This window comes from Brevundimonas bacteroides DSM 4726, assembly GCF_000701445.1.
Taxonomy (GTDB): domain Bacteria; phylum Pseudomonadota; class Alphaproteobacteria; order Caulobacterales; family Caulobacteraceae; genus Brevundimonas; species Brevundimonas bacteroides.
In genome coordinates, this window is the sequence record NZ_JNIX01000010.1 from 115,995 (window position 1) to 128,037 (window position 12,043).

Sequence of the window (12,043 nt, forward strand, 5' to 3'; positions counted from 1 at the left end):
CCGGCGTCGTCAACGCCAGCCTCCGCCAGAGGAAATCCGCCGGATCCGGACACTGGGGACGTCTGCGGCGCGTTCCCGTCGTTGGGCCAGCCCGGGTGCCTGAACCCAGGCCATCTTGCGCTCTACCGCAGATCTCCGGCCGCTGTTCAGGTCTGCATGATCCAGTCGCGGAACGCCAAACCAGAGTCGGTTGTCGCCGCTTGGCGCGGACCGTCGGGACACAGCGTGGCTTGGCGGGGCGAAAGGTCGAAGCGGCGGCGGAAATCGCGACTGAAGCTGGTCTCGCTGGGAAAGCCCAGCTCGCGCGCCACCTCCGCCACGCGCCGGTTGGTCCCGCCCGGCGCGGTCAGGCGGCGATAGGCCTCGTCCAGCCTCTGGCCCCGGATCCAGGCTTGGACTCCGCCCAGCGGCTCGAACAGGCGATAGAGGGTCGAACGCGACAGGCCGAAGTCGCGGCACAGGCTCTCGGCTGACAAGTCGGGTCGCGCCACATGGGCGCGGACGTGGCGCTGGAGGGCGCTGAGGGTGGCGGCGGGTCGGTGGGCGCGGGCGGCCTCGGCGGCCGCGACCGAAGGGCCGAAGCAGGAGGCGACCATGGCCGCGACGCCGGGGCCCAGGGCCTGGGCTTCCACTTCCGTCATGGAGGCGGCATGGTCGGAAAGATCGCGCAGCAGGCGGCGCAGCACGCCCGCCCCGACGCTGTCCGGCGCCAGGGTCGCTCCATGCAGGTCGTCGGGCGCGCCCAACAGCGGTTCCAGCACCGGGCGAGGCATGATGAGGGTCAGGTTGGAGAAGGCGTCCGCCTGGGTCCGGATCGGCCGGGTCATGTCCAGAATGCGCACGGACCCGACCGGCCAGTCGCCCTCGACCGCCCCCTCGCGCACGACGCTGCGACCCTGGATCAGGGTCTGGACGACGTAGTGTTCCACGCCGCTGGCCGCGATCTTTCGCCGGTCGCGAACGAAGGCATTGCCGGTGGACCAGAAGCCGCCCAGCACCAGCTGGCCCAGCTTCCAGGAGGTCATGCCGCAATCGAAGGCGGTCGTATCCGCGACCTCCATGTCGAACACCGCCGAGACCGCCTCGCGCCAGTTTTCGAAGCGGTCGCGGGGGTCGAGCGCCGCGTCGATGCGGACGGATGCCGGCGTCGTCGGGGCGGTCACCGCGAGCACCTTCGCGACGCGAACCTTGCCGTGCGTCTCAAAGCGTTTGCCCTGCGTCTCAAATCCCGACCCGGCGGTTGTCTGTTCCAAGCGCCACCGTAAATCTGATGCGTCCGGTTGCAACCGTCCGCATGGCTAGGGCGAGGCCGGCTGCGATGAGGCGGGAAGGATGGCCGGCGGGAAGCTGCGGAGAGAATGGCTGCTGGCGATCTTTTCTGTCGCCACAGCTTTGGTGGCCTTGGGCGCGGCTCCCCCAGCGGCACAGGCTCAGGCTCTGTTCCCGGGCGGGTGTCCCAATCACTACTCCGAGAACATCAGCTACACTTTTGCTGCAGGATCGTCCGGGACTTTCACGGACAGCGGGGGAACGACCTGTCGCGGCATTCAGCAGCCCGGCAACTGGCGCTATCGCTACACCTATACCGTCACCTCGACGCTCCAGAACGCCAGCTTCACGATCAATTCGCCGCATGAGAGCGGCATCACCATATCGGCGCCGGGCGTGTATGAGGTCTTCACCAGCTTTCCGGGGACCGAAGGCGACTACGCCGCAATCTCGAGCTACGGGTCATCCACGGCAACTCCGATCGATTCAGAAACCGCCGAAACACTCCACACCCCGGCGCTCGGCCTCAGTTACTCAACAACTGCCACCGGACCCAACCCGTCCGGTACCGTGTCGGTGACTATCGCGCACGGAACGGTGGACGTTCCTGGGAGTCGCATCGCCTTCCAGCCTTCGCCGTATGGCGAAAACCACACAAACACCTATGTTTCAGGCTCGGGCGTCCTCCGCTTTGGCACCTCACCTGTCCGGGCTGCAGCCGGCCAGACCTACAATCTCCTGGTCCCGTTCATCACACAGACCGGCCAAACCTACACATTCGCGCCCGGTCCCCACCCGTCAGGATCAGTTTCGAATGTCAGTTGCAACATCGGAACCGCGACGCTGGACACGGCCACCAACCGGATCACCGTGACGGGTCAAGCGGACCGCGCCCAGGTCGTCTGTACCGTGAGCTTCGCCCAGCAGCCCGCCATCACCGGCATCTCCCCCGGGACGGGCCCCGCGGCGGGCGGCACGGTGGTGACCATCACGGGAACCAACTTCACCGGCGTGACCGACGTGCGCTTCGGCGGCGTCTCGGCCACCTCGTTCACGATCAACAGCGCGACCCAGATCATCGCCACGGCCCCGGCCGGAACGGGCACGGTCGGGGTCTCGGCCCGTGTAAACGCCCTGGCCAACACCGACACGGCCGCGGACGACTTCACCTACGTTGGCGCGCCCCTACCGCCCCCTCCGCCGCCCCCCCCGCCTCCGACGGCGGGGTCGATCTCGGCGGAGGTGGCGTTCAACTCTGCGGGTCAGGCCATCGGACTGGACGTCGGCGGCGATGTGACGGGGGTCGAGGTGGCGTCGGGTCCGGCGAACGGCACGGCCTCGATCTCGGGGACGACCCTGACCTATCGGCCCAACACCGGCTTCTTCGGGGCCGACAGCCTGACCTATGTGGCCACCGGACCGGGCGGGTCCTCGAGCCCGGCGACGGTGTCGATCACGGTCGCGGCCCCGCCGCCGCCCGTCGTCACCCCGCCCCCGCCCGTGGTCCAGCCGCCGGGATCGCCCAACGACCCGTTCAGCCTGGTGCTGGGCGATACCGGGAGCGGCGTCATCACCGGATTTCGCGTCACCGGCGCCCCTTCGAACGGCGACGCCACCATCGAGGAAGAGCCCATCGCCGCCGATCCGGCCAAGGACGGGGCCCAGGCCGCGCCCGGCCGACGCTTCCGCCTGGTCTATCGGCCCCGCGCGACCTTCATGGGCGAGGACCGGGTGACGCTGGTCGGGTTCGGCCCCGGCGGAACCTCGGAGCCGGCCACCTTCGTCTTTCGCGTCACGGGCAAGGCGCCCGATCTGGAAGGGCGGCTGGCGTCCAATGCCACGCTTCGCCTGTCGCCCACGGCGGGGCTGACCGGCGGGCCGTTCAACGCGATCCGGGTGACCCAGGCTCCGGCGTTCGGCGCCGTCAGCGTCCAGGGACTGAACCTGGTCTTCACGCCCGCCCTGACCGACAGCGGCGCCGTGACCATCGGCTATGTCATCGACCTGCCGTTCGGGACTTCGGCCCCCGGCGTGGCGCGTGTCGTCACCGACCTGGCCCCCATTCCCGCCGCCCTGACGGCCCAGACCGAGGCCGGCCGGCCGGTGACGCTGGAATTGACCACGGGCGCGCGGGGCGGACCCTTCATCGGGGCGGCGGTCGTGTCGGTGACACCCTCGACCGCGGGGACCGCCGTGGTGACGCCGGGCGGCACGGCGACGGCGCGGACCTTTGGCATGACCTTCACCTCGGCGGGGCGCTACACCGGCCCGGTCGAGGTGGGCTTCAGCCTGACCAACGCGGCCGCGACCGGTCAGGGCACGGCCACGATCACCGTCGCCCCGCGCCCGGACCCGACGCTGGACCCCGAGGTGCGCGGCACCCTGGACGCCCAGTTCGACGCGGCACGGCGTCTGTCCGAGACCCAGATCGACAACTTCACCCGGCGACTGGAGGGCGTGCGCGACGGCGTCAACGCCAGCCAAAGCAATGTCGGCGTCAACCTGGGCTTTGCCCGGTCGAACCCTGGCACCCGCCGCAGCGGCGGGCTGTTCGGTCAGGAACCGGTCGATGAGGCCGAGCGCGAGCGCGCCTTCCTGAACCGCGTGGTCATCGGCGACGGCCCAGGGGCCAGGCCCGAGCTGGCCCGGGCGGACCGCCGCGACACAGCCCCGCCCCAGGGCGGCGCCGGCGACGCCGGCCCCGGCCCCATCGGCGTCTGGGCCTCGGGCACAGTCGACTGGGGCCGCCGTGACGCCACGACCGGGCGCCGCGACTTCCGCATCACCACCACGGGCCTCAGCGCCGGGCTGGACGTGAAGCTGAGCGATCATCTGATCGTGGGCGGGGGCGTCGGCTGGGGCGAGGACCGGACCGAGGTCGGGTCTGGCGAAAGTCGATCTGAGGCCGAGGCCCTGACGCTGGCCGCCTATGGCAGCTGGCGGCCCCGGCGGGGTCTGTTCCTGGACGGGGCGCTGGGCCGCACCACGCTGGACCTTCAGATGCGGCGTCAGGTGACGACGACCGGGGCCCTGGGCGTCGGCCAGCGCGACGCCACGGTGGACTGGGCCTCCCTCGGGGCCGGGATCGAGCACAGGACCGGGCGGCGCGACCTGCACGCCTATGGCCGCCTCCAGACCCAGAGCTTCGACTTCGACGCCTTCGTCGAAACCGGAGCCGGACCGCAGGCCCTGCGCTACGAGGCCGAAGGCTTCGACCGCACTTCCGCCATCCTGGGGCTGCGCGCGTCATGGCGGATTCAGATGGGTCGCAGCGTGCTGACGCCCGGCGGCCGGATCGAATGGCGACACGCTTTCGACGGCGATGTGGTCCAGGGCGTGCGCTATGCCGACTGGGCCGACAGCCCGCTGTATCTCCTGAACGTCGACGCGGTCGCCGCCGAGAGCGCGGTCGTGGAGGCGACTGTCGGGTGGCGGTCTGAGGATGGCCTGAGGCTCGACCTCGGCTACCGCCTCCAGGCCGCGTCGCGGTTCACTCTCCACGGGCTAGAGATCAGGGCAAGCACTCGATTCTAGACATAGAGTTTGAGGCTACAAGGTAGGGCCTGTCACCGTCCACGCCGCCTTCCGGAGACGAGTTCGTGTTGGACTGACAGCACCGCCAGTGACCCACAGAGATTAGCCACTCTGGGCTGAGGCCAGAAGGGCATCCGCTCGGCAATGATTGCAACAGGTATGCCCCGAGCGATCGCTTCCTGGTCAGGGGGGACGTGAGAAGCGATGAGAACAGAGGCCACTCGGCGGTTGCGGCGTCACCCAGCTGTTTAGTTCTTGGATAGGGCCCCGTACTTATCGACGAGTTTCCAGATGTATTCCAACATGACTCTCATTTGGCCATCGTCGATTCTAGAGTCGAGCATCATTTTCATCGTGGATAGAACATGATGAAAGCTGTTCGGCAGCCACACTGGACTAAGCTCTACTGCATCAGCCATTTTAGAGATGGCGTGGAGCGCTTCGGGTATCGCCTTGGATCGTAGCGGCCCACAGAACCCGAGCATTTCATTAACTCGCCGCCGGATCTCGACCAGGTTTTCCAGGCTGGGCGGCGTTGAACCGTCGCCCACAAGCCCCTCGAGCCGATCAAGCCACTGCTTGAGCATCTCGATAGAGCCGTCGGCCATCGCGAACACTCCGGCATCCGCGCGTGAGACTGCCTCTGAGACCCTCATACCCCCCGGGGCGCGGCACTTGCGCTCGAGTGAGGTCGTGACCTGAAGGAATCTAACCTGGCTCATAGGGAAATCTTTTGCGGTTTGAAGACAGCGTTAATCTCATCCTGGCTGAGGTTCGGCTCCCGGGCGAAGCCGACTTCGATCTCCTGGTCGGTGGTCCGCCGCCCAGGAGAGCCCGGCGGCGGCCCCTCGAATTTCCATCGACGATCAGGGCCGACATAGCCCGGGCTCTCGACGAACTGGCGGCCGCCGGCTGCAACCCATAGGATACGGCGCATCAACACTGCGGGCGATGTCGGCTTGGCGACAACAAAGCTGGCACCGCAGCTTCGCGCCGAGTTGACCACACCGCCATTGGCCTGTCCCGAGGTGATGATGAACGGGACATAGCGATTGGGGTCTAGGGTGCTGCGCCTTAGCCAGCGAACCAGATCGAAGCCGCTTTCGTCGGCCAGGTCTGCATCGGCGATAACCATGTCGAAGGCAGTACGCGCGAGGTGGTCCTTCGCTTCGGCTGCGGTGTGCACACGGACCGTCTGCTCTACGCCAAACCCCTTCAGCATGGCTGCAAGGATATCAAGGCCTTGGTTAGTCGGATCGACGCACAGGACCTTGACGTCCTTCAGATTGATGCGGGCGTCGCTGCGCGATGTCATGCTAGCCATAGCTCGCAGACCTCGCCGGCTTCGGCGGTCACGTTCACTTCCCCGGTCAGACGCTGCTGGAGACCAGCAAGAGTGATAAGACGCGTGAACCTATTGACCTCGTCCGGGGATAGCGTTGCGCCGTCATCGGTCGCCGCCGACAACCTTAGAAGCAGAGCACTGATCTCCTTCAGATGCTGAGTCATGGCATCGAGACTTTGCAGCGTCACCGCGTGCTCCGCCGGGACGGTCAGACCAATCGATTCAAGCCGCTCGGATGCGTCGGCCCAGTCCGAGACTTCGGCACCCAATCTGGCAAAGACCAAGGCCAGGTTTTGTCTGTCGATCATGACTGTGAACCTCAGGAGAACAGTTCCAGCTCTCCGGTGGACTGGGCGGCGGGAGCGGGCTTGACGAGGACTTGCTCTCGGACGACCACGGCGGGGTCTTGAACACGCTGCTGTTTCACCCTGCCCAGCGCTGGCCAGAAGTGGATACGGCGAGCCTGGTCGCCGCCCAGGGATTCCGCCACAATGGGGATATCCTCATCGGAGAGGAAACGGCGCACGAAGGCTGCGTTCTTCCCGCCCACGTCCATCAGGCCGGCAGTCATGCGCGCGCCCCCGAACACCTTGGCTTCCAGCCGGTCCCTCTTGGCCCCGAGCTGCAGCAGGCCGTTGATGAGAAGCTCCATCGCCTGCACGCCGTAGCGGCGGTCCTCTGCACCGCTGCCTGGGGCTTCTGGCAGCAGGAAGTGGTTCATGCCGCCGACACCCAGAGATGGGTCCCGCACGCAGGCAGACACGCACGATCCTAGGATCGTGGAAAACACGATCTCAGGTCGATCTGTCACTTCGAAGCTACCCTGCACGACGTGCACACGGTGCTCCGAGGGCGTCAGGTCGCCAATGCGGGACGTTGCAAGCATCACGTTAGCGGCCCGAAGACTTGTTCGATCTTTTCTCTCAGGGTCGCGACTGTGAACGGCTTGACCAGATAGTTGTTGACCCCGAACTGTTGCGCCCGTTGCAACAGCGCCGTGTCGGCCCGGCCGGTGAGCATGATGAAGGCGATCGCCTTCAGCTGGGGGGCGATCCGGACAGCGCGCAACAAACCAAGCCCGTCCAGATTGGGCATGTTGAAGTCGGAAATGATGAGGTTGCGCCGGTTTGATAAAAGCACGTTCAACGCGGCCTCGCCATCGACCGCGTCCTCGATGTCAGTCACGCCGATGTCCTTCAATCCGGCGCGGACCAAGGCGCGGATCGTCTGCTGATCGTCGACGATCAAAACCTTGAGGTCGCTTGCTGCGGGCATGAAACTCCTTCCTATTCTACCGCGCCGCGGCTCTAAGGATCGCGGGGCCGATCCGTTCGAGCGGCAACTGCTGGTCAATCGCGCCCATGTCGGCCGCCGCTTTCGGCATGCCGTAGACGATGCTCGTCGCCTCATCCTGCCCCAGCGTCTTCGCGCCCTGCTGCCGCATGGCCAGGAGTCCTGCCGCCCCGTCGCGGCCCATGCCGGTCAGGATGGCCCCGACCGCGTGCCGTGGCCCGGCCTTGGCGACCGAGGCGAAAAGCGCGTCGACAGATGGCCTGTGCCCGCTGACGGGGCCATCGGTATCCAGACGGCAGATGATTTTGTCTCCTGAGCGCACCACGCGCAGATGCGTCAGTCCGCCTGGGGCCAGATAGATCTTGCCGGCGGCCAGGGGGGCGCCGTCGCTCGCCTCCTCGACCGATGGAGCACAGACCCGGTCCAGCCGAGCGGCGAAGCTCTTGGTGAAGTTGGCTGGCATGTGCTGGGTCACAACCGTTGGCGGGCACCCGGCCGGAAAGGATTGCAGGACGGTCAGCAGGGCTTCCACGCCTCCGGTCGACGCCCCCAGTGCGACAACCTCGGCCGTTGGCACATAGGACCCGCCTGCCTCGTGACGCGAGACGGGCGCGCGATCTCCAAGGGGCCGCACACGCGCCGAGGCGGCAATGCGGATCTTTTCGACGATCTGCTCAAACTCCCCGCTGCTGCCACCCACCGGCTTGCCGACGCAGTCCACGGCACCAAGTTCCATCGCCTGAAGCGTCGCCTCGGCACCCTTTTGGGTCAGCGTCGAGACCATGATGACCGGCGTCGGACGCAGCCGCATGAGCCGTTCCAGGAACTCCAGCCCGTTCATGTTCGGCATCTCGACGTCGAGTGTCACGACATCAGGATTCAAAGCCTTGATGGCTTCGCGCGCCTCCAACGGGTCGCCAGCCTCGCCGACCACTTCGATGGAGACGTCCTCGGCCAGCTGACGGCGGATCAACGCCCGCATTGTTGGCGAGTCGTCGACGATCAGCACGCGGGTCCTACCCATGCCGCGCCTCGCGACGATACGCGGTCAGAGAGTCCGGGATCAGGCCTCGCGCCTCGGCACGTTCCGAATGGCCGATGTAAAGATGTCCCCCATCGTTCAGTGCATCGCTGAACCTTTGGAACAGTCGATCCTGAGTGGGTGCATCGAAGTAGATGGCCACGTTGCGGCAGAAAATGATGTCAAACCGGTTCTTCATGGGCCAGTCGCCCAAGAGGTTCAGCACCCTGAACGAAACCAGAGCCTTGACGTCCGACGAGATTTCGAACCCGTCACCCTGGCGGCGCACATGCTTGCGCAGGATTGTCGGCGGAATCGGCTCGACGTCACCCTGTGAATAGACACCGGTAGCAGCGCGATTCACGATGACAGGGTCGATGTCTGATGCGAGAATCTTCACATCAAGCCTTGCAGCCTCCGGCAAGGCTTCGAGAACGGTCATGGCGATCGAGTAGGGCTCGTGACCGGCGGAGCATCCTGCTGACCACAGGCGCACCCTGCCCCCAGCCCGAGCAGTGCGCGCCAACTGGTCCATCTTGACCTCGGCAAGGTGCTCGAAGTGGTGCGGTTCACGGTAGAACCGTGTGACGTTCGTTGTGAGGGCGCTGAGGAAAGCGCTGCGTTCCTCCACGCTCTGGGGATCAGCCACCATCGCCAGATAGGACGAGAAATCCTTGATCTGTCGCTCACGCAGGCGTTTGGCCAAGCGCGAATAGACCAGGCTCGCCTTGGCCTCGACCAGATGTATGCCCGACAGATCGTAGAGCATCGCTGCGACGCAGGAGAAGTCGTGCCAGGTGAAGACGAACTCGCCGGCGACGGCGATGTCGTCGGCTTTTTGACGTGCCAGTGCAGTCATGCGGCTTCCGCGACGGTTTCGGGCAGGATTCCGTCAAGCGCGATGAGGCTGATCATGCCCGTGTCCTGAGCGATCACGCCCTTCACAAAGGAGCGAACGGTATCGCAGGCGACGTCCGGGGTCGGCTGTATCCGATCATCGGAGACCGTCAGGATGTCCGACACGGCCTCGACGAGCAGCCCGACCGTCTTGTTGCTGATGCGGGCGACAATGATGACGTGCCGTGCTGATGGTTCACTGGGGCCGAGGCCCAGTCTGGCACCGAGGTCGACGATTGGCAGGACTGTGCCGCGAAGATTGATGACGCCTTTGACATAGCTCGGCGACTGCGGGATCGCGGTGGCTGGGGCCCATCCGCGTATCTCCAGAACCGATCGAATATCTACGCAGAACTCCTGCCCGCCGAGGTGGAAGGCGATGAGTTCGCGGGGATCGACGCTGGGGGAGAGGCTCATGTCTCAGCTCGCTTTGTCGAGAAGTGTGGGGCGAGTGGCGGTCTGGCGACGCAAGGCGATGACTCCGTCGACGTCGACGATCAGCGCCACTCGGCCGTCGCCCAGAATGGTGGCCGCGGCGATGCCGGGCACCTGGTCGTAGTTCTGCTCAAGGCTTTTGATCACGACCTGACGCTGGCCTTGGATCGAGTCGACGCGGAGCGCGGCCAGGCCGCCCAGTTCGCTTTCGACCAGGATGGTCACGCCTGAACCTGAGGCCGGGTCCGGACGAAACCCCATGGCGCTGCCAACGTCGATCAGTGGAACGTGGCTGCCCCGGACAGCCAGTACGGTCGCGTGCGGGCCGAGCGACCGGACGTCCACCGGCTTGGGTTGCAGGGTTTCGACAATGACGGTGATCGGCACGACCAGAGTGTGGTCGCCCACACTGACGACCATGCCGTCCAGAACCGCTAGCGTGAGGGGGAGGCTCAGGGTGAAGGTCGAGCCCTTGCCGGGGATTGAGGTGATGCTGATCCGGCCGCCCAGGGCCTGAATGGAGCGTTTGACTACGTCCATTCCCACACCTCTGCCCGAGATGTCCGATACCGCCGAGGCCGTGGAAAAGCCGGGGGCGAAAATCAGATTGTCGACTTCCTCTTCGGTCAGCACGGCGTCCGGCTCGATCAGCCCCCGTTCGATCGCTATGGAGCGAACGCGTGCTCGGTCGATGCCCTTGCCGTCGTCGGAGACCTCGATGACAATTCGACCTGACCTGTGCAGGGCCGCCAGACGGATTACGCCCTCGGCCGGCTTGCCCGCCGCGACCCGAGCTTCGGGGCTTTCCAGCCCATGATCCACCGCATTGCGGATCATGTGGGTCAACGGCTCTGAAAGGCGCTCGATCACGGTCTTGTCGACCTCGGTGCCTTCGCCTTCTGTCACCAGTCGGACAGACTTGCCCGTCATGCTGGCTACTTCACGAACAAGGCGAGGCATTCTCTGGAAAACAGACTTCACGGGCTGGGCCCGGATCGCCATCACGCTGTCCTGAATTTCCCGCGTCAGCTGCTCAAGATCATCTAGCCCGAGAGCGATGTTGCCCGACCTGGCCAGGCCAGCTTCATGAACCTGCTGCGCCAGCATGGCCTGGTTGATCACAAGCTCGCCGACGAGATCGATCAGACGATCCACCCGGTCGAGATCTACGCGGATGGTCGGCTGTGCGACGTCGGTGGCCTTGCCGGCCGACTTGGCTGACGGCGCGTTGGCCGACTCTGAGACTTGGGGCGATGGCTCCTTAAGGACTCTCGGTTCGGTCGCGATCACGGACTCCGCCGCAGCTTCGGCTTCGGCGGTGTCGGAACTCGCGCCGCGCGCCATGGCAAGAAGGTCCTGCAGCGACATCTCCCCCTCCAGCGGGCCGGCCGATGCGGGGATCAGGTCTCGGTCGCCATCTCCGATGTCTGGCGTGGAAGTCACGGCGATGTCGACCGTGTCATTCGCACCGGGTCCCCGGATCGTGAGGTCGCAGTCGCCATCGACAAACTCGAAGACGTCGCGGATGTCGGCTTCGGCTTTTTCTGTCGTCAGCCAGAGGGTCCAGGACAAATAGGCTCCGAACACATCGAGCGTGTCCAGGCCGGGCAAGGCGTCGGCGTTGAGTTCGACCCGAAGTTCACCCAGACGCGCAAGTTCTCGCAGAAGAACGCTGGCGTCGTTTGCATTGGCATAAAGCGTCGCATGCGGCTTGAACTCGATGCGCCATTCGGCCGGTCCAGCCTCAGTTGATGCGACCAACGGCGTGAACGCCTCGGGAGCATCACCGATGCTCAAGGGCACAACGGCGAAAGCTATAGGCAGGTCCAGCTCGCCAGCCTCACCGGCCTCCTCAGCAACGCAGAACGCCTCGAGCTGCTTGATGAGGTCCTGATCACCGTCGGGATCCAGCGATTCTCCGACCTTGGCCGCACTCACATGGTCCGAAAGGCGGTCTGCGCATCGTAGCATCAGGGCGACGAGACTGGCCTCGACCTCGAGTTCGCCATTGCGGACGCCATCGAGCGTGGTCTCGAACACGTGAGCGAAGCGAACCAGCCCATCAAGGCCGAAGGCGCCGGCCCCTCCCTTGACGGAGTGCACAGCGCGGAAGACGGCGTTCACGGTCTCAGAGTCGCCCTGTCCTTCCTCCATCGCCAGCAGACCTGTTTCCAGGTCGGCCAGAAGTTCTTCGCATTCCTGGAAGAACGTGGCCCTGATCGCCTCCATCGGATCCAAGTCGGTTCTCC

11 protein-coding genes are annotated in these 12,043 nt (G+C 65.6%); 1 reads left to right on the plus strand and 10 read right to left on the minus strand.

What is annotated here, in order from left to right; translation table 11 throughout:
* Nucleotides 1–146 precede the first annotated feature (146 nt).
* Complete coding sequence (locus Q333_RS17010; protein ID WP_157072434.1) at nucleotides 147–1,163, minus strand: helix-turn-helix transcriptional regulator; 1,017 nt, start codon at nucleotides 1,161–1,163, stop codon at nucleotides 147–149.
* A gap of 169 nt (nucleotides 1,164–1,332) precedes the next feature.
* On the opposite strand from Q333_RS17010, the gene Q333_RS17015 reads away from it, so the two are divergent.
* Nucleotides 1,333–4,803, plus strand: a complete 3,471-nt coding sequence (locus Q333_RS17015) for an autotransporter family protein (RefSeq protein ID WP_029416709.1) — start codon at nucleotides 1,333–1,335, stop codon at nucleotides 4,801–4,803.
* A 248-nt stretch (nucleotides 4,804–5,051) separates the two neighbouring features.
* Here Q333_RS17015 and Q333_RS0110115 read toward each other — a convergent pair whose 3' ends face one another.
* The 9 genes from Q333_RS0110115 to Q333_RS0110155 form a co-directional block, all read right to left on the minus strand.
* The gene (locus tag Q333_RS0110115; protein ID WP_157072435.1) at nucleotides 5,052–5,411 is read right to left on the minus strand and encodes a hypothetical protein; all 360 of its coding nucleotides are present in this window, start codon (nucleotides 5,409–5,411) and stop codon (nucleotides 5,052–5,054) included.
* 110 nt (nucleotides 5,412–5,521) lie between these two features.
* Nucleotides 5,522–6,118, minus strand: a complete 597-nt coding sequence (locus Q333_RS0110120) for a response regulator (RefSeq protein ID WP_029416712.1) — start codon at nucleotides 6,116–6,118, stop codon at nucleotides 5,522–5,524.
* Nucleotides 6,115–6,456, minus strand: a complete 342-nt coding sequence (locus tag Q333_RS0110125; protein WP_029416713.1) for a hypothetical protein — start codon at nucleotides 6,454–6,456, stop codon at nucleotides 6,115–6,117. The genes Q333_RS0110120 and Q333_RS0110125 overlap by 4 nt, the downstream gene beginning before the upstream one ends.
* A gap of 11 nt (nucleotides 6,457–6,467) precedes the next feature.
* Nucleotides 6,468–7,034: a chemotaxis protein CheD gene (locus tag Q333_RS0110130; RefSeq protein ID WP_029416714.1), complete on the minus strand. Its 567-nt coding sequence runs from the start codon at nucleotides 7,032–7,034 to the stop codon at nucleotides 6,468–6,470.
* A complete protein-coding gene (locus tag Q333_RS0110135) occupies nucleotides 7,034–7,423 on the minus strand; it encodes a response regulator (RefSeq protein ID WP_029416715.1) in 390 nt (129 codons plus the stop codon). The genes Q333_RS0110130 and Q333_RS0110135 overlap by 1 nt, the downstream gene beginning before the upstream one ends.
* Nucleotides 7,424–7,439: 16 nt before the next feature.
* The gene (locus Q333_RS0110140; protein ID WP_029416716.1) at nucleotides 7,440–8,465 is read right to left on the minus strand and encodes a protein-glutamate methylesterase/protein-glutamine glutaminase; all 1,026 of its coding nucleotides are present in this window, start codon (nucleotides 8,463–8,465) and stop codon (nucleotides 7,440–7,442) included.
* Nucleotides 8,458–9,321: a CheR family methyltransferase gene (locus tag Q333_RS0110145; RefSeq protein ID WP_029416717.1), complete on the minus strand. Its 864-nt coding sequence runs from the start codon at nucleotides 9,319–9,321 to the stop codon at nucleotides 8,458–8,460. The genes Q333_RS0110140 and Q333_RS0110145 overlap by 8 nt, the downstream gene beginning before the upstream one ends.
* Complete coding sequence (locus Q333_RS0110150) at nucleotides 9,318–9,776, minus strand: chemotaxis protein CheW (protein WP_029416718.1); 459 nt, start codon at nucleotides 9,774–9,776, stop codon at nucleotides 9,318–9,320. Before Q333_RS0110150 ends, Q333_RS0110145 begins: the two co-directional genes overlap by 4 nt.
* A 3-nt stretch (nucleotides 9,777–9,779) precedes the next feature.
* The gene (locus Q333_RS0110155; RefSeq protein WP_029416720.1) at nucleotides 9,780–12,032 is read right to left on the minus strand and encodes a chemotaxis protein CheA; all 2,253 of its coding nucleotides are present in this window, start codon (nucleotides 12,030–12,032) and stop codon (nucleotides 9,780–9,782) included.
* Between the last annotated feature and the right edge of the window lie 11 nt (nucleotides 12,033–12,043).